At 30.8% G+C, this 21802-nt stretch carries 19 protein-coding genes and 1 pseudogene; 16 read left to right on the top strand and 4 right to left on the bottom strand.

Annotated elements, in window-relative coordinates; translation table 11 throughout:
- Positions 1-74 precede the first annotated feature (74 nt).
- Both AC0L3M_RS12140 and AC0L3M_RS12135 read left to right on the top strand, forming a co-directional pair.
- Positions 75-575 (top strand): OmpH/Skp family outer membrane protein, encoded by a 501-nt coding sequence (locus tag AC0L3M_RS12140; RefSeq protein WP_292948162.1) that lies wholly within the window; start codon positions 75-77, stop codon positions 573-575.
- A gap of 174 nt (positions 576-749) precedes the next feature.
- Positions 750-2480, top strand: coding sequence for a hypothetical protein (locus AC0L3M_RS12135; RefSeq protein WP_473430926.1), 1731 nt, complete (start codon positions 750-752; stop codon positions 2478-2480).
- On the opposite strand, the gene AC0L3M_RS12130 is transcribed toward AC0L3M_RS12135, so the two are convergent.
- The 3 genes from AC0L3M_RS12130 to AC0L3M_RS12120 are packed head-to-tail and all read right to left on the bottom strand — an operon-like array spanning position 2481 to position 4982.
- Positions 2481-2876, bottom strand: coding sequence for a DoxX family membrane protein (locus AC0L3M_RS12130; RefSeq protein WP_292948158.1), 396 nt, complete (start codon positions 2874-2876; stop codon positions 2481-2483).
- Between the two features lie 32 nt (positions 2877-2908).
- Positions 2909-3826 carry a diacylglycerol/lipid kinase family protein gene (locus AC0L3M_RS12125; protein ID WP_473430925.1) on the bottom strand — a complete coding sequence of 306 codons (918 nt, stop codon included), beginning with the start codon at positions 3824-3826 and terminating at the stop codon, positions 2909-2911.
- Between the two features lies 1 nt (position 3827).
- Complete coding sequence (locus AC0L3M_RS12120; protein WP_473430924.1) at positions 3828-4982, bottom strand: DNA polymerase III subunit; 1155 nt, start codon at positions 4980-4982, stop codon at positions 3828-3830.
- A 126-nt stretch (positions 4983-5108) separates the two neighbouring features.
- Between AC0L3M_RS12120 and AC0L3M_RS12115 the strand changes: the two genes are divergently transcribed.
- The 4 genes and pseudogenes from AC0L3M_RS12115 to AC0L3M_RS12100 all read left to right on the top strand — a co-directional run bounded on the left by AC0L3M_RS12115 (position 5109) and on the right by AC0L3M_RS12100 (position 10509).
- A complete protein-coding gene (locus AC0L3M_RS12115; protein ID WP_473430923.1) occupies positions 5109-6683 on the top strand; it encodes an SPOR domain-containing protein in 1575 nt (524 codons plus the stop codon).
- Between the two features lie 15 nt (positions 6684-6698).
- A pseudogene (locus AC0L3M_RS12110) lies at positions 6699-7885 on the top strand (phosphoglycerate kinase).
- A gap of 37 nt (positions 7886-7922) precedes the next feature.
- Positions 7923-9506, top strand: coding sequence for a lytic transglycosylase domain-containing protein (locus AC0L3M_RS12105; protein WP_473430922.1), 1584 nt, complete (start codon positions 7923-7925; stop codon positions 9504-9506).
- 25 nt (positions 9507-9531) lie between these two features.
- Positions 9532-10509, top strand: coding sequence for a DUF4837 family protein (locus AC0L3M_RS12100; protein WP_473430921.1), 978 nt, complete (start codon positions 9532-9534; stop codon positions 10507-10509).
- 63 nt (positions 10510-10572) lie between these two features.
- Here AC0L3M_RS12100 and AC0L3M_RS12095 read toward each other — a convergent pair whose 3' ends face one another.
- On the bottom strand, positions 10573-10755 hold the full coding sequence (locus AC0L3M_RS12095) for a twin-arginine translocase TatA/TatE family subunit (protein ID WP_145004948.1): 183 nt from the start codon (positions 10753-10755) through the stop codon (positions 10573-10575).
- Positions 10756-10900: 145 nt separating this feature from the next.
- Between AC0L3M_RS12095 and AC0L3M_RS12090 the strand changes: the two genes are divergently transcribed.
- From AC0L3M_RS12090 to AC0L3M_RS12045, 10 genes are all read left to right on the top strand, one after another.
- Complete coding sequence (locus tag AC0L3M_RS12090) at positions 10901-11740, top strand: M23 family metallopeptidase (protein ID WP_473432507.1); 840 nt, start codon at positions 10901-10903, stop codon at positions 11738-11740.
- Positions 11740-13242: a GH3 auxin-responsive promoter family protein gene (locus tag AC0L3M_RS12085; RefSeq protein ID WP_473430920.1), complete on the top strand. Its 1503-nt coding sequence runs from the start codon at positions 11740-11742 to the stop codon at positions 13240-13242. The genes AC0L3M_RS12090 and AC0L3M_RS12085 overlap by 1 nt, the downstream gene beginning before the upstream one ends.
- 28 nt (positions 13243-13270) lie before the next feature.
- Complete coding sequence (locus AC0L3M_RS12080; protein WP_145004939.1) at positions 13271-14962, top strand: DUF6909 family protein; 1692 nt, start codon at positions 13271-13273, stop codon at positions 14960-14962.
- 13 nt (positions 14963-14975) lie between these two features.
- Positions 14976-16031 carry a hypothetical protein gene (locus tag AC0L3M_RS12075; RefSeq protein WP_473430919.1) on the top strand — a complete coding sequence of 352 codons (1056 nt, stop codon included), beginning with the start codon at positions 14976-14978 and terminating at the stop codon, positions 16029-16031.
- Positions 16032-16056: 25 nt separating this feature from the next.
- The gene (locus AC0L3M_RS12070) at positions 16057-17115 is read left to right on the top strand and encodes a hypothetical protein (RefSeq protein WP_473430918.1); all 1059 of its coding nucleotides are present in this window, start codon (positions 16057-16059) and stop codon (positions 17113-17115) included.
- Positions 17105-18121 (top strand): dTDP-glucose 4,6-dehydratase, encoded by a 1017-nt coding sequence (gene rfbB, locus AC0L3M_RS12065; protein ID WP_473430917.1) that lies wholly within the window; start codon positions 17105-17107, stop codon positions 18119-18121. Before AC0L3M_RS12070 ends, rfbB begins: the two co-directional genes overlap by 11 nt.
- A 13-nt stretch (positions 18122-18134) precedes the next feature.
- A complete protein-coding gene (gene rfbA, locus AC0L3M_RS12060) occupies positions 18135-18998 on the top strand; it encodes a glucose-1-phosphate thymidylyltransferase RfbA (RefSeq protein ID WP_473430916.1) in 864 nt (287 codons plus the stop codon).
- 3 nt (positions 18999-19001) lie between these two features.
- Complete coding sequence (rfbC, locus tag AC0L3M_RS12055) at positions 19002-19547, top strand: dTDP-4-dehydrorhamnose 3,5-epimerase (protein WP_473430915.1); 546 nt, start codon at positions 19002-19004, stop codon at positions 19545-19547.
- Positions 19544-20401, top strand: coding sequence for a dTDP-4-dehydrorhamnose reductase (gene rfbD / locus AC0L3M_RS12050; RefSeq protein WP_473430914.1), 858 nt, complete (start codon positions 19544-19546; stop codon positions 20399-20401). The genes rfbC and rfbD overlap by 4 nt, the downstream gene beginning before the upstream one ends.
- 128 nt (positions 20402-20529) lie before the next feature.
- Positions 20530-21801: a nucleotide sugar dehydrogenase gene (locus tag AC0L3M_RS12045; protein WP_473430913.1), complete on the top strand. Its 1272-nt coding sequence runs from the start codon at positions 20530-20532 to the stop codon at positions 21799-21801.
- The last annotated feature ends 1 nt before the right edge of the window (position 21802 follow it).

The following is a 21802-nucleotide window of genomic DNA, read 5'->3' as shown; positions in this document are numbered from 1 at the left end:
TTAAAATCTGTTAAAAAAAATAAAATTTGACATATTTAATTATTTACATTTGCTCAAAATCAAAATAAATTAAAATGAAAAAAATAATAGGTTTAGCAATTGTTGCATTAGTATTTACATCTTGTCAAAAGCAAAAAATTGCTTACGTTGATAATGGTCTTGTAATTAATGAAATTAAAGAGAAAGTAGATTTAGAAGCAAGATATAATGAAAAGGATGAAGCCTTTAAAAAAAAGGTAGATAGTTTCCGTCAGGTATTTCAAGTTGAATACCAAAAAGTAGCAACGCTTTCTAAAAGTCAACAAGAATCAGAATTACAAGCTTTAAACCAAAAAGCACAAGGCTTACAACAAACTTGGCAAGCAGAACAGCAAAACTTTCAAAACGAATATCAAGTAGAAATAGATTCTTTAATATCTAAAGTTAAAGGTTTTGTAAAGGATTACGGAAAAACTAATAATTATGATTACATTTTAGGGACTGTAGAGAATTCTCCAAGTGTAATGTATGGAAAAGAGGAGAATGATTTGACTCAAAAAATCATTGAAGACTTAAATGCGGCATATAAAAAGTAAGATTTTTACAGATTTTTTAAAAAAGGCGATTAACTACTGTTAATCGCCTTTTTTGACTTATAATACTTTAAATATCAGTCTTTTTGATATAAATAGCTATATTTATTGCGCTATTAATTATTTTCAATAAAGATTATGAGAGGCTTGCTTTTGCGCTTTGCTATCTTCATTTCTATGTTTTCGTTTACTTATGCTCAGCAAACAGTACCATTTACAACGCAAAAAGCGTTTTATATTTATGGTGATGCTGCAGTAATAGGTAATAACATATTAAGTAAAGATAAACAAGAACCGTACAATGATTATCTGTTAACCAACGATGATATTGATATGGTCTATGTGGATATTGATCAGGATAAAACGACGTTTTCATCTAGTTCTGCCAATCTTAAATTACCTGATAATCAGTCTAAAATTGCATATGCAGTCTTATATTGGTCCGCAACATACAGTTATATAAAAGGAACAAGAAGAGAAGAGGATGCTCAATTTTATTTTCAAGGTAATCGACAAAAAAACAGGTCTTTAATTAACAAGGTAAAACTTAAATTACCTGGAGAAAATTATCAAAATATTACAGGTAATGTGTTGTTTGATGGAGCAAAAAATCCAGCGTTTGCTTTAAATGCGCCTTACGTTTGCTTTGCAGATGTTACTAAACAATTACAAGAGGCTAAACAAGTAAATGGAGAATACACAGTAGCTAATATTAATGCAACCCAAGGATATGTAGCTGGTGGAAGTGCAGCTGGCTGGATGTTGTATGTTGTTTACGAAGCACCAACTAGTAAACCTAAGTATATCACTACTTTTAATGGTTTTTCTCATATTGGTAATCAACCAGAAATCATTTCATTGGACGATTTTAAAACACCAGATAAAGGAGCGACTAGTACAGCAATTGTATTAGCAACTTTAGAAGGGGATTCTGCATTGTCTGGAGATCAATGCATTGTCGCTAACCCAGTAACTAACAAAGCGTGGCAATTACAAGCTCTTAACAGGGATAAAGATAATTTTTTTAGTAGTCAAATAACTTCAGTATCTACAGCTAATACTATTAGATATCCAAACAGTAGTAATACTTTAGGATTTGATTTGGCAACAGTTACCTTACCAAATAATGATGAGGCAGTAATAGTCAATGGAACAGAAAAAGTAGACCTTATTTTTAATACTAAACAGGATCGTTTTTACTTGTTTTTTACTGCTTTTAATACTGAAATTAGTGAGTCATTTTTAAAAGAAATTCAATCAAATATACCTGTAAATGCTATTGTTTTAACGTCAGAAAAACTTAATTCAAACACCGTGTTAATACCTGATAATGAGTTAGTTAAATCTGAAATGGAAACAATAAAAACTATTTCTAAAACGGATATTAAAACTATCGGTCAAGCCGAAAATTTTAACATTACTACACAATCCTTTGCTTTAAAACAACCAGTAATTATTAAAAAGGAGCTAAAGCAAGAATTGGTTGTGCCTATGTCTAGTGAGATACTATCGTCTAAGTCACAAAATGAAGCGCTAGCTAAAGGAGATGTTTTAATTTCATCTACTAATTATGTGCGCGCATTAAAAATAGAAGACAAACCTTTAGAAACACAAGCATTTAAGTTGTTATTAGAAAAAAACGCAGCACTCATAGAAGGTGCAAAAGAAGGCTATTATGTTATAAATAAGTTTTTTTCCGAATCCCAAAATGCAATTAATTGGCAAAAATATTTAAAAGAAAAAGGTTACGATAGTCAGATACTTATTGATGAAACTGAACAATTATTTTATGTTTACGTCTTTCATACCCAAAATTTTTATGATGCTTACATGCAACATAAAACATTACTTAATAACGCTCTTTTTAGTCAAAATTGGGTGTTTAAAGTTAATATGATTGACTATTAACTACTTAAGTATATACAAGGCCATTAAGGTTGGAATTAAGTAAATTACAATAGTTCTTGCGCCATCATAGTCTTTTGCAACACGTTGACCAAACAATAAAAGCAGTAGTGTTATAGCACTTAAAATTGCAGCATAAAAACCAAAACTGGTATTACTATCAATTATTAAAGTAAAGCAACCTATTACAGCAAATACGCCTGCAATGGTTTCTAAAATTAATATTATAGCGACATTTAAAGGTACCATATTAGCCATAAATGTTTTTGAAAAATGACCTTTTAGCCATTCAATATTACCTTTCCAATCGGTTATTTTATCGTATCCTGATTGTAAAAAAGTTATAGCTAAAAACAGTAGTAAAATTAGCTCTGTAATGTTATTAAGTACGTTATTCATAAAAGTTGGTTTTTAAAATTAGTTAGTCACTTTTAGCAGTAAAATTGGATTCCATTATTGATAATGGATATCGTGATTTTACCAGGAGCAATTTGTTCTCCATCGGCTTGAAAGTATGTATTAGTATTGTTATTTTCTATTAAAAGATTATTTGTCTTAAAGGTTTTTACTTTGTCATGAAACACTATTTTACCATTAAATAATTTAAAGATATTTTTTATAATATCCCATTTGTAAAAACGGTTAGCAATGGTTATATCAAATAGGCCATCTTTAGGATTTGCTTTATGCGTTAATTGCATACCAGAACCAGTGTATTTACAAATCCCTATCTGTATCATAAAGCAAGATTTTAAATTTATAACCTCAGAGTTTGTAGTTATTTTGGTTTCAAAAAAACGATATTTAAAAAGTCCTTTTAAAGCGCCTAAAATGTAGGTAAATTGACCAAAAGTCCTGTTGTTATTAACAATGTTTACCACTAAACCATCAAAACCAATTCCGGTTAGGTTTAAAAAATATTTATTTGAAATGTTTTGATCTAAGTAATTAATACAACCAACATCTTGAGTATTAATTGTTCCGTTTAAAATAGTATCTAAAGCCTTATTTATGTTTTTTGATATACCATGTGTCTTTACCCAATCATTACCAGTTCCAATAGGTATAACACCAAAAATGATGCTCTTGTAATTACTATTATCCTGACTAAATACACCATTAATAAAATTGTTTAATGTACCGTCACCACCAATAATTATAAATTGTTTATGGCCTTTTTTAATAGCTGTATGCGTAATTTCAATTTCGTGATTGGGATGAGTTGTAAAACTATACTCAATATTAAAATAAAGATTTAATTTGGACTGTATAGCTAGCCAAACCTTTTTACCATGTCCATTTCCAGAAACAGGATTAATGATGACAAAAAAATTACGTTTTGCTGTCAATTTAATCTTGTTTAGCGTGTAGTAATCGCGTTAGCTTAATACTTAAGTCAGTTAGTATTATTTTAGAATTCCCGTTACGTTCTATATGGTAAATAGCATCGTTTAACTCGTTAGAAATATCCATTATATTATTATTATGAATAAAAGGAGCAAACTTAGCTATATCAAAATTTTTGCTTTTAGTTTCAAAGTAAACTAATTCTTCAGCACCATAATTTAGTAACATGGCTTGTCTGAAAAAATCTAAGCAAAAATTTAAAAACTGTTTTTGCGTTTCTCGTCCAGTTTTAGCAATGTCTTCGCTCCATCCAATTAAATCATGGATTGCACCTTTATTTCCTTTAGCTTTAAAAGCAGCACGAATCCAAAAAATAAACCACTGCTCAAATTGGTCATCTTCACTATCATGATAGACTAAATCACAAGCTTTATTGTAATTTCCATCCGCTTGGTGTGCTATTTTTGTAGCAGTAGCATCATCCAGATTAAATTGTTTAATAATTCCCGATTTAATATCGTCTTCGGCTAATGGAGGAAAATGTAAAATTTGACAACGCGATCTTATGGTGTTAATAATCTGTTCTTCCTCTTCTGCGATTAAAATAAAAACGGTATTGTTTGGTGGCTCTTCAATTAATTTAAGCAGCTTGTTAGCAGCTTGTGTATTCATTTTTTCAGCCATCCAAATTAGCATAACTTTATAACCACCTTCGTAAGATTTTAAACTTAACGCTTTTACAATATCTAAAGCTTCATCTACACCTATTTGACCTTGTTTATTGTCAACGCCTAATAGTCTGTACCAATCAAATAAGTTTCCGTATGGTTGTTCTTTAAGTAATTGCCTCCATTCTTCTAAAAAATAAGAAGAAACTGGATGTTTTTTAACCTTACCTGTAGTGGTAACAGGAAACGCAAAGTGTAAATCTGGGTGAGAAAAATTATTAAATTTTAAATTACAAACTTCGTTTTCTCCTGTGTTTTCACTCAAAGTGTTTTTACACAAAATATATTGTGCATAAGCAATAGCCATAGGTAAGGTTCCGGAACCCTCAGGTCCAACAAAAAGTTGGGCATGTGGTATACGACCATTATTAGCACTTGTTGTTAAGTGTTTTTTAATATGATTTAATCCTAAAATATCACTGAAAAGCATAGGCAAATATAGTTTTCCTATTATTGAAAAACTATTTTTATTAAAAATTGATTTTAGCTTAACAAATTTAAAGTATGGCAGTATTTGTATATATTTGAGGATTATTAATTGTTCTACATCTTTAAAATGAAAAAGTTATTTGGCTTACTTTTTATTATAACAGGATCTTACCATGTTATTGCGCAAGAAACTGAACAAGTAAATTCAGTCACCAATGGAGGTCTTGAATTTAAATCTTTAAACGAATTCTACATTTTTGGAGATACTGCAGTAATTGGTAATAACATTTTAAGTGAGGATGATAAAGATGCTTTTAATGATTTAACGGTTAATAACGACGATACTAAAATGCGTTATGTTGATATTGACAGAGACACCGAAACTTTTAGCTCTAGCCAAGCAACGCTAACCTTACCAGAGGACTTTAAAAAAATAGCATATGCAGGCTTATATTGGTCAGCAACCTATGCTTATGAAAAAGGTACACGTAAAGAGCAAAAAGGTAATTACGATTATCGAGGCAGTGGAGAGCGATCTGCAGTAATTAATCAGATTAAATTTAAATTACCTAATCAAGAGTATCAGGATTTAACAGGAGAAGTAATATATGATGGGTCTACAGATCCAACACACGCCATTAATGCACCTTATGTGTGTTATGCAGACGTAACATCGTTATTAAAACAAGCAGAAAACAAATCAGGCGATTACGTCGTTGCTAATGTAAAAGCTACAGAAGGCTATTTGTCTGGTGGTAGTGCAGCAGGTTGGATGTTATACGTAGTATACCAATCACCTACAGACAATCCAAGATACATATCAACGTATCATGGTTTTGCTTTAATTAATAAGCAAGAACCTTTGGATTTAGAATTTAAAAATTTTAAATCCGTAGAAAAAGGAAATGTAAAAACATCGGTAATACTATCTGCTTTGGAAGGAGATTCCGCATTAGAAGGTGATGATTTTGCAATAATAAAGCAGCGTGATGGTAGTTTTCAATCATTAAGTAATGGAGCACGCTATCAACAAAACTTTTTCAATAGTTCTATTACTAATAATAGTATAAAAAATAGGGATCGACTACCTAATAGTGAGAATACGCTTGGATTTGATATTGCACAACTTGATATTCCTAATTATAATAATGCAATAATTAATAATAGTACAAGTCAAACAACGCTTAGATTAAAGACACAAGCAGATAGATTTTACCTGTATTTTACAGCATTTCAAACAGAAATAGCTCAAAATTATTTTGACGACATTGTACAAGATAATAACCCAAGTGCAAGCCAAACAGCTAATGTATCTCCAGAGATTGTAAGATCACAACCAGAAACAGTACCAAGCTATAATACTAAAAAGAAACGTCAACCATATAGTTACACAAAACGTGGATTAAAGTCCAAAGCATTTAAATATTTAAAAAATAAAAAAGCGACAACTATTGCAGGAATAGAAGGTGGCTATTATGTTATAGCAGGTGTCTTTGCAGAAAACATGAGAGCAAGAAAATGGACAGATTATTTAAATAACAAAGGGTATACAGCAAAAGCGTTTATTAACCCTAAAAACAGTTGGAATTACGTCTATTTATTTAGAGGAGATACCGCAGAAGAAGCCTTTAAAATGGCAGAAGATTTTAAAACAAATTACAGATATAGAGATACTTGGGTTTTAAAAGCAAACCTAAACTAAAAACATAGCAAACAAATGAAAACACTTAACGACTTTAATTTTAAAAACAAAAAAGCTTTAATTCGTGTAGACTTTAATGTTCCTTTAGACGCGGACTTTAATGTTACAGATGCTACCAGAATTCAAGCAGCAAAACCAACCATAATCAAAATATTAGAAGATGGTGGAAGTTGTATTTTAATGTCTCATTTAGGAAGACCAAAAGGTGCTCAAGAGGAGTTTTCGTTAAAACACATAGCAAATAAAGTAGAAGATATTATTGGTGTGGAGACTCAGTTTGTTTCGGACTGTGTAGGTGAAGCTGCAGAAAAAGCAGCAGCTAACCTTGAACCAGGGAAAATACTTATTTTAGAAAATTTACGTTTTCATGAAGAAGAGTCTAAAGGCGATGTCGCTTTCGCGGAAAAACTAGCCAAACTAGGAGACATTTATGTAAATGATGCGTTTGGTACAGCACACAGAGCGCATGCGTCTACAACAATAATCGCACAGTTTTTTCCAGAAAAAAATGTTTTGGTTACCTATTAGAGCAAGAAATTAAAAGTATTGATAAAGTAATGAAAACTGGCGAAAAACCAGTATTAGCAGTGCTTGGAGGCGCAAAAGTATCCTCTAAAATCACTATAATAGAAAACATTTTAGACAAAGTAGATCACTTAATTATTGGAGGAGGTATGACCTTTACCTTTGTTAAAGCACAAGGAGGTAATGTTGGAGATTCTATTTGCGAAGATGATAAAATGGACTTAGCATTAGACATTTTAAAACAAGCTAAAGCAAAAAACGTACAGATACATTTACCAGTAGATGTTTTGGCAGCAAATGCGTTTAGCAACGAGGCAGACACTCAAGTTGTGGATGTTAATAAAATACCTGACGGATGGCAAGGTTTAGATGCTGGTCCAAAATCCAAAGCTATATTCCATGATGTTGTAATGCAATGCAAAACAGTACTTTGGAATGGTCCTTTAGGTGTTTTTGAGATGGAAAATTTCGCAAACGGAACGATAGAGTTAGGTAACTCCATTGCAGAAGCTACTAAAAATGGAGCATTCTCATTAGTTGGAGGTGGTGACTCTGTTGCTGCAGTTAAGCAATTTGGTTTTGAAAACAAAGTAAGTTATGTAAGTACAGGAGGAGGAGCAATGCTAGAAAGTTTAGAAGGTAAAACCCTTCCAGGAATTGCTGCAATTTTAGACTAAAAGTAAACGTTACAGCATAAAATCAAACAAATAATAAATGCAGCATTTAAAAATATATATCTCCTTTTTATTAGTCCTATTTGGCTTTACATTTAGTGTGGCTCAAGACACATTACAAGCGCAAACAAGATTAACTCAGGATAAACTGATAGAAGGAGAAAACTACGTTATTGATACAATAATTGATGGTCAAGCTTACTTTAAAAAAACAGTAGAGGGATTACAACCTTTACCACAAGTTTTAGAAGATCACGAATTTGCTTCTAAAATTGATAAAAAATGGCTTGAAGAGTTATATAGTAACACACTTTATGATACCATTTACAGAGACGTTTCAGGATTAAAATATGATGCAGTTTATTATCCAGAGTTAACTACAGATACTTTAAAAGCTAGACTTTCTCGCTTAAACGCAAGAACACCTTTTAATGTTGAATATAACCCTGGTTTAGAAAGCGTTATTAAGTCCTTTTTAAAAAATCGTCATCAATCATTTGAGCGTTTAATGGGTTTAAGTAATTATTACTTTCCTATGTTTGAGCGCGAACTTGATAATTACGACATTCCTTTAGAAATGAAATATTTAGCAATTGTAGAGTCTGCTTTAAAACCAAGAGCTAGATCTAGAGTTGGAGCAACCGGTTTATGGCAGTTTATGTTTGCAACAGGTAAGGAATATGGTTTGGATGTAAGTAGTTATGTGGATGAGCGCAGTGATCCGATTAAAGCGACTATTGCTGCTTCACAATATTTATCAAAATTATATAAATTATTTGGAGATTGGGATTTAGCATTAGCTGCATATAATTCTGGTCCAGGTAATGTTAGCAAGGCTATTAGACGCTCTGGTGGTTATCAAAACTATTGGAATATTAGACCTAATTTACCTAGAGAAACTGCTGGTTATGTGCCAGCTTTTTTAGCCACTATGTATATTTTTGAATATGCAAAGGAGCATGGCTTTGTACAACATAAACCAGAGTTTCATTTAATAGAAACAGATACAATTCACGTTAAACATATGATTACTCTAGACCAAGTGTCAGAGTATACAGGTGTAGAGATAGAGACGCTTCAGTTTTTAAATCCAGCATACAAATTAGACGTTATACCTTATATAAAAGGTAAAAATTACACACTACGTTTACCACGAAATATTATTGGAGCTTTTGTAAATAACGAGGACCAACTGTATGCTCATGCAAAAGCAGAATTGGATAAACGAGAAAAACCATTACCTCAATTTCAGGATTCTGATACTAAAACAAGGTATAGGGTAAAACAAGGAGATTATCTAGGTAAAATAGCCAGGAAATTTGGCGTTAGAGTAAGTCAAATTAAGCAATGGAATGGGATGCGCAATAATAACCTTAAAATAGGTCAGCGATTAACCATATATCCTAGAAACGGAGTGCCAGTAAGCCAATCTAAAGCTGTAGCTTCGGTTAAAAAAAGTACTAAGCCAGTAAATGGAAAAACATATACTGTGCAACAAGGCGATAGTCTATGGAGTATCTCTCAAAAGTTTTCTGGTATTTCTGTCCAAAATATTAAAGATTGGAACGATATTAGTGGTACTAAATTAAAACCAGGAATGAAACTTTTAGTTTCTAAAGGGTAAGTAATCATTTAAATAGCATAATAAAATGAAAAAATTAGCTGTATTAATTGTATTAGTGTGTACAATATTATCGTGCAACGAAGAGACAAAACAAAACCAGCGTATGGTCCCAAAATCTTCAGGAAACTTATATAACGTTAGTGTTGTTGTAGATAACGAGTTATGGAAAGGTAATGTTGGAGACGCTATTAGAGACGTATTAACTACTGTAGTACCTGGATTACCACAACCAGAGCCTATGTTTGATATTAATCAAATTCCGCCAAAAGTTTTTTCTGGATTTGCTGCAAAAAATAGAATTGTTTTAAAAATAGAACAAAGCGACAAGTCTGAGATTAAAATAGCTACAGATGCGTATGCACAACCTCAAAAGGTAGTAGTTGTATCAGGACCAAATGACAGCAAAATTATTGAGGTTTTAAAGTCTAATAAAGATAAAATTTTAGATACGTTTAAAAACCAAGAAATTGAAGCACGTCAAACGTTGACAAACAACTCACTGCATACAAATAATAACATAGAAAAAAAATTAGGAATCTCGGTTAAGTTTCCATCTATCTATAGAATAGCTAAAGAGGATGGTGATTTTTTCTGGGTTAGAAAAAATTTAACAACAGGAACTAATAATTTTATGGTGTACCAAGTACCATTAGATGCTATAGATAAAGAAGGTGATATTACACAGCAAATTATAACTATTAGAGATAGTGTTGGTAAAAAGTATATTCCTGGACCAATAGATGGCTCATACATGAAAACCGAAGAAGCTTACACACCCTTTTTATTCACAACTATAATTGATAATAAACCAACATATGAAGTAAGAAGCACTTGGGATATTGAAGGCACATATAATGCAGGACCATTTGTTAACTACATGGTAGAAGATAAAATTAATAACCGTTATGTAGTATTAGAAGGTTTTACTTTTGCACCATCAGTTAATAAGCGTGATTATATATTAGAGCTAGAGTCTATTATTAAATCCTTGAAAATTAACTAAAGCAGTTTTAAGTCATAAAAAAACCCAATGCATTGCATTGGGTTTTTTTATAATAAAGTAAGATTACTTTTTATCTTTATTGTCTTCTTCGTCTTTACTAGCGTCTTTAAACTCTTTAATTCCGCTACCTAGTCCACGCATTAATTCTGGAATTTTCTTTCCACCAAATAAAAGTAATATCGCTACCACTATTATTATCATTGATGTTGGTCCTGGCATACCTAAAAATATACTTGCTGAAATCATAACTAAAAATTTAGACCACAAAGTTAATAATTAAACTTTAATAATAACGTTAAAACACTAACTTTAGCTTTAGCTAAAGATGTTAGCACAATTTTTTATTTACTTTTGTTTTTAATATGGTAAAATCTGAAAAAAATCTAAAAAAATTAAGAAGAAACTACTTCACAAGTATCGTTTAGTTATTTTAAACGATGATACTTTTGAAGAACGTCTTTCACTTAATTTAACGCGTTTAAACGTGTTTATACTTGGAACAATATCTGCTATTTTATTAATTGTTTTAACTACCATTTTAATAGCTTTTACACCTTTAAAGGAATATATTCCAGGATATTCATCCACAACACTTAAAAAGAAAGCTGTTAAATTAAGTTTTCAAACAGATTCTTTACAACGTACTATTGATTTAAACGAAAAATATTTTGCGTCTATAAAACAAGTATTACAAGGCGAAGTAAGTACGGTTAAGTTTAATAAAGATTCTATCATACAAGCTGCTAAATTAGAAGCTAGTCAAGTTGATTTAAATCCAATTAAAGAAGATTCGATTCTTAGACAAAAAGTAGATAAAGAAGATAAATATAGCTTGTTTGAAACCGCTACATCCAAAGCAAACTTTGTTTTATTTCCACCAGTAAATGGTACAATTAGCGAAAACTATAACGTTAAAACTAAACACTACGCTGTGGATGTTGTCGTTGCTAAAGACACGCCTATAAAATCTACTGCAGATGGAACTGTAATTTTTGCCGAGTGGACTGCTCAAACTGGTCACGTTATTATAATCGAACATAGTCAAGGTCTAATATCTGTATACAAACACAACGCTTCTTTAACTAAAGCGCAAGGTGATTTGGTTAAAGCAGGAGAAGTGATTGCTACTGCAGGAAATACAGGCGAGTTATCTACAGGTCCACACCTTCATTTTGAATTATGGAGTGACGGTTATCCAGTAAACCCAACTAATTTTATAGATTTTAAATAATGCCATCAATTAAAGCAGCTTTAGCTAAACCATTTGCAAAACGCATTTATAAAAAAGTGCAAAAATGGGCCAATAACCCAATTCAAACACAAGATAAAGTGTTTAAAGATCTTATTAGCCAAGCCTCAAGTACAACGTTTGGTATTGATCACGATTTTATTAGTATTAATAATTATCAAGACTTTATAAAACGTGTACCAATTAGGGATTATGAAGACCTTAAACCTTATGTGGACAAGGTTGTGGCTGGTCAAGAGAATATTTTGTGGCCAGGAAAACCATTATATTTTGCAAAAACGTCAGGTACAACTTCAGGCGCAAAATACATTCCGTTAACTAAAGACAGTATGCCAAACCATGTAAACGCAGCTAGAAATGCTATTTTACTTTACATACATGAAACAGGAAACGCCAAGTTTGTAGACGGAAAAATGATTTTTTTACAAGGAAGCCCAGTTTTAAAAGAACAAAATGGAATACAACTGGGTCGACTATCTGGTATTGTAGCGCACTTTGTCCCTAAATATCTTCAAAAAAATAGAATGCCATCATGGGAAACTAACTGTATTGAAGATTGGGAAACTAAAGTAGAAGCAATAGTCGAGGAGACAGTTAATCAAGACATGTCAATAATATCCGGAATTCCTTCGTGGGTACAAATGTATTTTGAAAAACTGCAACAAAAAACAGGTAAAAAAATAGGAGACATATTTAAAAATTTCAACCTATTTATTTTTGGAGGTGTTAACTATGAACCTTATCGTGCAAAATTTGAAAACTTAATAGGTCGAAAAGTGGATAGTATTGAGTTGTATCCAGCAAGTGAAGGATTTTTTGCTTTTCAGGACAAACAAAATGTAAAAGGAATGTTATTGCAACTTGATTCTGGAATGTTTTACGAGTTTGTAAAAGCTGATCAGTTTTTTGATAACAATCCAAAACGTATTACAATTAAAGATGTGGAGGTTGGCGTTAATTATGTCATGATTATATCTACTAATGCAGGTTTATGGGCTTATAATATTGGAGATACTATAATGTTTACAGACACAAAACCCTATAGAGTAATTGTATCTGGTAGAATAAAACATTTTATTTCTGCTTTTGGCGAACATGTTATTGGTAAAGAGGTCGAACAAGCCATGAAAGAGGCTACACAAGGGACAGATATAAGAATAAATGAGTTTACAGTTGCGCCACAAATTAATCCAGAAGTAGGATTACCGTATCATGAATGGTTTGTAGAATTTGAAAACGCACCAAAAGACATTTCTGCTTTAGCAAAAAAAATAGACGCTTCGTTGCAAAAACAAAACAGTTATTACTTAGATTTGATAGAGGGAAAAGTATTACAACCTTTAAAAATTAGTAAGGTTAATAAAAATGGATTTCAAAATTACATGAAATCTATTGGTAAATTAGGAGGTCAAAATAAAATACCACGTCTAGCTAATGACCGCAAAATAGCTGACGCTTTAAAACCACACATTTTAGCTAAATAATATTATCTTTGGCCATTAAACACATTACATGAGTAGTATGATAAAACAACATGAAAGAACGAGAGCTCAAGAAAGCTCAAATGCAATAGAACGTATGTATATTACTATGCGTCACTTGTTTAATAGAGGGTTTTATAAGCCAATGGGTGTGTCTGGAGAGACACTTCGTGAAGCATTATTAGTGCTTAGACCAGAAATTTATGGGTCTATATCTGAAGAAAAAGCGGAGCTTGAAGGGTTACTTTACGTAATTGATAGATTGCCTCATGGTATTGAAGAGTGTCGATTTATTAATCTAACTAGTGATGAAGGCTATAAGGATTCTCATTTTGAAGCAATAATTCCTCCAAAACGAAGAAGAAACTGCTATCGTATTGATGATGAGCAAATGAATATTGAAATCACTAGAGGTCGCTCTGAGATTTATGATATATTAACGCATTTAACCTTTTTATTTGTCGAATCCCATAAAATTAGTAAGCGAGTTATTATTGATGAAAATGGCGCAACAACAAGAGATTGGCAAAAGCTAGAAGCAGCAGTATTAAACAAGAAAAAATTAACGCAAAAAGAACGTGAAATTGCGATCACGCATACCGCAAATATTTTAGGACGCACGTTTAAAGAGCTGTCTACCGTTTATAACGTTTTTGCATTGCCAAATAAACCAGAGCGTTTATTACATATTGTATATTGGTTAGGTAAATTAGCAATTGATGAGGTTGTTAATAATAACAAACGTACTGTAACATTTAGTCCAGTGTTAAGAGAACGATTAGGTCACCATATCCATGGTGAAATCTGGGCTAACACGATAAAAAATACACTTAAAAAAGAAGGTCTTTTAGAAAGACCAATCCATATTATTAGTGCCAATTTACATAGTGTCATGAATACACTATACTCTCCAATTGCATTAAAAGCCGAAACCTCTAAAACCGAAATTTTTAAAGTGTACGAAGCCTTAAGCCAAAGCGATAATAAAGCATTGCGTAATAAGGTCACCCAAAAGGCGTTGCAACAAGGTATGATTTTTATTCCAGACACTTCTGGAACAAATATAGATGTTCAGATTTTTGATACTGCTAAGCTTGACTTATCAAAGACAGACTTAAACTTACCAAAACAAGATAAAAATTCTGAAGCACCTGTGCTTTTTGTTATGGATTATGCTTTTGGAGAACAAGCGTATGAAACAATTGACGAGTTTTTAAAACCGTTTAGGGAAGGAGACACCAAAACACATCTAAATATCGAGTCTATATCAATAATGGGTAAAGCAGGTATATTAGAAGGTGCAAAAGGAGACATAATGATACCTTCTGCACATATTTTTGAAGGAACAGCAGATAATTATCCTTTTGAAAATGAGTTAAACAAGTCTGATTTAGAAAATCAAGGTGTTGCAGTATATGAAGGAAGTATGATTACCGTTTTAGGAACATCACTTCAAAATAAGGATATATTAAAGTTTTTTTATAATTCTACTTGGAATGTAATTGGACTTGAAATGGAAGGTGCGCATTATCAAAAAGCAATACAAGCAGCATCTAAAGTTAGAGGTAGTATAAATCCAAACGTAAAAGTAAGATACGCATACTATGCTAGTGATAATCCATTGGAATCTGGTGGAACATTAGCTTCTGGAGGACTAGGAACTTCAGGTGTAAAACCAACCTATTTAATTACTAGGAAAATTTTACAACAAATATTTAATTAAATATATAAAAAGTATGAGTACAGAATTACAACCTGAAAAAAACAATAAGGACGACGTGGATTTAATTGTTTTTTTCAATTTAATTGGAAATACGTTTAATAAATTTCTGGTTTTTATAAAATCAATTTTTGTTGGTATTTATGGTCTGTTTATAGCATTAATTAGAGCTATATTTATTAATATTAAAATTATACTTGCAGTTGCTGTTGTGGCAATAATTATAGGTTATGTATTAGATACACAAAAAGAAAAGGTGTATTATTCTGAAATGTTTGTAGTACCTAAATTTCAATCAAAATATGAATTGATAAACAGTATAAAATATTACAACTCGTTGATTGCAGTTGGAGACACAGAAGAATTAACATCTCAGTTTGGAATAAATGAAACAGAAGCAAAATCTCTGATGGGTTTTGAAGTAGAAATAGGTCCAGAGTCAAAAAACGAACAATTAGAAAGCTTTAATGGGTTTTTAAAAACCTTAGATAGTACAACAAAGACTAAAATTACTTTTGAAGACTATATAGATAATAGAAATATTTATACTGCCAATGTATTTTTGTTAAGAGCGCGTTCCCACAATTATAAGATATTTAAAAAGTTGGAAGGTGGTTTGTCTAAGTCTATAAACAACGTGTTTTCTGATATAGAAAAGAAAAAAAGAGACTCTGTTTTAATTTTAGAAAAAGAAAACTTAGAGTTATCTTTAGTTGAAGTTAGAAAGATGAAAGACGCTTACTTAGATGTATTACAAAAAGAATCAGAAAAAAATATAGTATCTTCTAATCTAGGCAGCTCTTTAGGTTTTCAAGTAGAGAAAACAGAAACAAAAGAGGACCAATTATTAACAAAAGAATTAGACATCTTAAAACAGTTAAATGGACTTAAAAAAGAGCTGGTAGTTAATGACGAAATATTTGAAAAAATTTCTTCATTTAAAGAAAAAGGGCTTTTAGAAAACATTTGGTATAAAAAATATAAAATAATATTCCCGCTTATAGCATTAGTTTTACTAGCTTTGGTAGGCTCTTTTATAAAGTTTTATAAGCATGTAGTCAATTATAAATAGGTATTAAATAGTACAATATTTTACAATGAGTGAAAATAATAAAGAAATAAAATCAAACAACGAAGAAGTAGATTTAGTTGTTTTTTTTAACCTAATAGGCAACACTTTTAATAAATTACTAAACAATATATTTAGGATATTTAAATATATATTTTCAGTATTAATTTTTACGCTTAGGTTTTTTATTAATAGATGGAAAATTATTTTAGGCATTGTGCTATTAGCAGCTGTCATTGGATATGCTTTAGAGAAAACTAAACCTACTGCTTTTCAAGCAGAGATGTTGGTAGAGCCTTATTTTAATTCTAAGTTTCAATTGGTTAATAATATTGATTATTTTAACGCATTAATAGCTAGTGGTGACACGCAATCATTACAAAAAATATTTAAGATTGATAAAGAAACAGTAAATGCCATTAATGGATTTAGTATAGAGCCTGGACCTGAAACAGAAAATGATAAATTGTTGCAATATGAGAAATTTATAGCGCAATTAGACAGTGTAAGATCTCAAGAATATTCTTATGATGACTTTATTAGTAATAGAAGTGAGTATGCAGGAAAGTTCTTTTTAATTAAGGCATATGCCTCAAAAGCTAATATATTTAAGGATTTGGAAGATGGTATATTAACGTCTTTTGTAAATAATTATTCAAACAAAGCCATGAAAAGGCGTGATGATTTAATTAATATTCAAAAAGAAAATCTTGAAGATCAATTACAACAAGTAAAAGATTTACAAAATATTTATATTAATGTAATAGAAAGAGAGTCTAATAATAAAGAAAAAAGCTTTAAAATTGGCGACATATCTATATCAGGTAGTGATGGTCAAAAAACTAGAGAATACGAGCTATTACAAGAAGAACAAAGAATAAGAAACGAATTAAAAAAGTTAGAGGAACAAAAAATTGAAGAAGATGTTGTATACGAGGTAATATCCAGCTTTCAGGAAGTTGGTAACATATCAAGTCATTGGAAAGAAAAATATTCAATTATTTTCCCAATAGTGTCATTAGTAATACTAATATTATTTTTTATGATTAAAAAAATAATCACTTTTACTTTAAATTATGAAGAATAAAACCATACTTGTTACTGGAGGAGCAGGTTTTATTGGTTCTAATTTTATATCGTATTATTTAAATGAAAACCCTAACGTAAATCTGGTAAATTTAGACAACTTAACCTATGCTGGTGATTTGTCTAATTTAGATGAAGTTGAAAATAATCCTAATTATACTTTTGTAAAAGGTGACATTTGCGATAGAGGATTAATTGAGCAGTTGTTTGATAAGCATCAATTTGATGGTGTAATACATTTTGCAGCAGAATCTCATGTAGATAATTCAATTACTAATCCAGGAGCTTTTATAGATACTAATATTACAGGAACCTTTAATTTAATAGATGTAGCAAAATCTTATTGGATGTCAGCTCCTTTTCAATTTAAAAAAGGAAAAGAAAATAATAGATTTCATCATATATCTACGGATGAGGTTTATGGCTCTTTGGGTGATACAGGTTTATTTAAAGAGGATACACCATACGCACCTAATAGTCCATATAGTGCTTCAAAAGCAGCCTCAGATTTTATAGTTAGAAGCTATTTTCATACATATGGTCTTAATGTTGTTACAACAAATTGTTCTAATAATTATGGACCTAAACAACACAATGAAAAATTAATTCCAACTATAATTAGAAAAGCGCTTTCAGGAGAAAAGATTCCTATCTATGGAGATGGTAAAAATATTAGAGACTGGTTGTATGTTCTAGACCACTGCAAAGGTATTGCTTTAGTTTTTACACAAGGTAAATCTGGTGAGACTTACAATATAGGAGGTAGAAATGAGCGTAACAATTTAACTATTGTGGATACTATATGTTCAATTTTGGACAATATTAAGCCAGCAAATAAATCTTATAAAGAGCAAATTACCTTTGTAAAAGATAGACCAGGTCACGATTTAAGATATGCTATTGATGCTACAAAAATTGAAAACGATCTAGGCTGGAAAGCAGACGAGAATTTTGAGTCTGGAATTAGAAAAACCATTGACTGGTATTTAAAAAAATATAATAGTTAATAAATTATCATTAATGAAAGGAATTATATTAGCAGGTGGATCAGGTACAAGGTTACATCCTTTAACCAAAGTATTAAGTAAGCAATTAATGCCTATTTATGATAAACCAATGATATATTATCCTTTATCCACATTAATCCATGCAGGTATAAGAGAAGTTTTAATTATATCTACACCAGACCATTTGCCTTTATTCAAACAATTGTTAGGAGATGGTAGCCAATTAGGATGTAATTTTGAATATGAAGTGCAAAAGGCTCCTAACGGATTAGCCGAAGCTTTTATTATAGGGAAAAATTTTATCGGAAAAGATAAAGTAGCATTAATATTAGGAGATAATATATTTTATGGAACAGGTCTATCGGATTTATTAAAATCAAATATTAATCCAGATGGTGGTATCGTGTATGCTTATCATGTTACAGACCCAGAACGTTACGGAGTTGTAAACTTTGATCAAGAAGGTAAAGCATTATCCATTGAGGAGAAACCAGAAAAACCAAAATCAAATTACGCAGTTCCTGGAATTTATTTTTACGATAACAGTGTAATCCAAATTGCAGAAAACATTAAACCAAGTCATAGAGGTGAATTGGAAATTACAGATGTAAATAAAGCATATCTGGAACAGGGTAAATTACAAGTATCTATTCTGGATAAAGGTACCGCTTGGTTGGATACAGGTACATTTAACTCGTTGATGCAAGCATCGCAGTTTGTTCAAGTGATAGAAGAACGTCAAGGTTTAAAAATAGGAGCAATAGAAGAGGCTGCATATAGCAGTGGTTTTATTTCTAAACAACAATTAATAGATTTAGCAACACCATTACTAAAAAGTGGTTATGGTGAGCATTTAATTAGTTTAGTAAATCAATAATAAATGAATATTGTCAAAACAAAACTTAAAGATTGTTTCATTTTTGAACCAACCATTTTTGGTGATACTCGAGGCTATTTTTTTGAAAGCTATAATAAAAGTAAATTTGAATCTTTAATTGGTAAAGCAATTAATTTTATTCAAGACAACGAGGCTTTTTCTAATAAAGGAGCGTTAAGAGGTCTTCATTTTCAAGAAGGTAAATTTGCCCAAGCTAAATTAGTTAGGGTAACACAAGGCTTAGTATTGGACGTAGCAGTAGATTTACGACCAGATTCTGAAACCTTTTTACAACATATAGCTGTTGAGTTATCTTCGGATAATAAAAAACAACTTTTTGTACCTAGAGGATTTGCACATGGTTATATAGTACTTAGTCAGACAGCAGTATTTAATTATAAATGTGATAATGTATATAATAAAGACTCTGAAAACGGTGTAATATACAATGATAAAGACTTAAATATAGATTGGAAACTTAGTCCTGATCAATTTATAGTTTCAGAAAAAGATAAGATTCTTCCAACTATAAAAACACTTTACAAATGAAAAAAATCCTTGTAACAGGTTCAAACGGACAACTAGGATCATGTTTAAAAATAAAATCTAAAGAACAAGACACTTTAGATTTTGTTTTTTTAGATAGTAAAGGGTTAGACGTTACTAATGTCAACCAGATTAATAAAGTTTTTAGTGAAAACAACTTTGATTACTGTATTAACTGTGCTGCATATACAGCAGTTGACCAAGCAGAAGACGATAGTGATATAGCTTATAATATAAATACTTTAGGAGCTAAAAATTTAGCTGAAGCCTCTAAAAAATTTAAAGTAATTTTAATTCATGTTTCAACAGATTTTGTCTTTAACGGTAAAGCGGAAACGCCATACAAAGAAACAGATAAAACAAACCCTTTAGGTGTTTACGGATCTACTAAATTGCAAGGAGAACATGAAATTCAATCTATATTAAGCGACTATTATATAATTAGAACTTCTTGGTTATATTCTGAATTTAAAAATAATTTTGTAAAAACGATGCTAAATCTAGCATCAAAAAGAAGTGAATTAAGTATTGTTAATGATCAAAAAGGGACTCCTACAAATGCAAACGATTTATCAGAAGCTATTGTAAAGGTAATTAATAGCGATAAAAAAGCATTTGGGCTATATCATTTTAGTAACTTAGGTGAAACAACGTGGTTTAATTTTGCGAATAAGATATTTGAATTAACTAATACCAAAATCAAACTTATACCAGTAAATTCTTCGGAATATGTAACCAAAGCACTCAGACCAAAGTACAGTGTAATGGATAAAACAAAAATAATAGACACCTTTGATTTAAAGGTTTTAGATTGGGAAAAAAGTTTAAAAAATCATTTAAATAACCATGGGTCTTAAAGTTTGAAAAACTTTAATTATAGGAATTTAATTACGTAAGATATATCAATAAGCTATATTTGTGTCCTAAATTTGAAAATAATAGATAAATAAATTAACTCTATTTAGAGTCCCTAATAAAAAGTAACATGAATAATAAAATCGCAATTATAGGTTTAGGATACGTTGGTCTTCCATTAGCAGTAGAGTTTGCTAAAAAATATAAAGTTGTAGGATTTGATATAAATAAAGACAGAGTCAATAGTCTAAATAATGGACATGATTCCACTTTAGAGGTTAGTGATGACAACCTAAAACATGTTCTTAAATCAGATTCAGATAAGGGTTTAGAGTTAAGTTTTGACTATAATGCAATAGCCGATTGTAATATTTATATAGTGACAGTTCCAACACCTGTTGATAAAAACAATAGACCTATTTTAACACCATTAATCAAATCTTCAGAAACTGTAGGAAAATTATTAAAAAAGGATGATATCGTAATTTATGAGTCAACCGTTTATCCAGGAGTAACAGAAGACGAGTGTGTCCCTATTCTTGAAAAAGAAAGTGGATTAAAATTTAATAAAGATTTTTTCTGTGGTTACTCGCCAGAGCGTATTAATCCAGGAGATAAGCAACATACGGTAGCAAATATTTTAAAAGTTACCTCTGGGTCTACTCCAGAAATAGGTATTAAAGTTAATGACCTATATGCATCAATTATAACAGCAGGAACACATTTAGCACCAACAATTAAAGTTGCGGAAGCTGCTAAAGTAATTGAAAATGCACAAAGAGATATAAATATTGCATTTGTAAACGAACTAGCTAAGATTTTTAATAAATTAGATATTGATACACACGCTGTTTTAGAAGCAGCAGGTACAAAATGGAACTTTTTACCATTTAAACCAGGTTTAGTAGGAGGACATTGTATTGGTGTTGATCCTTTTTATTTAGCTCAAAAAGCACAAGAAGTTGGTTACCATCCTGAGATTATTTTAGCAGGAAGACGATTAAACGATAGTATGGGAGAATATGTGGCTACTGAAGTTTTAAAACTAATGGTAACTAATGATATTACTATCAAAAACGCAAAAGTTTTAATGTTGGGTATAACCTTTAAAGAGAATTGCCCAGATATTAGAAATACAAAAGCAATTGATGTTTATAACGCTTTAACAAACTTTAATATGAATGTTGATGTCTATGATCCGTGGGCAAATACAGATGAAGTAAAAAGCGAGTACGGAATTAATACCATTGAAACACTTTCAGGAGAATATGATGCTATAGTCCATGTTGTAGCACACAAAGAGTTTTCAGAAATTAATTTAGACAGCTTAAAGCATCGTAACTCAATAGTGTATGATGTTAAAGGTAGCTTAGATATAAATAAAATAAATAAAAGATTATAAA

This window comes from Olleya sp. KJ81-1 (assembly GCF_055808135.1).
Note: the sequence above shows the minus strand (reverse complement) of the source record. Positions and strands in the feature narration are given on the sequence as shown.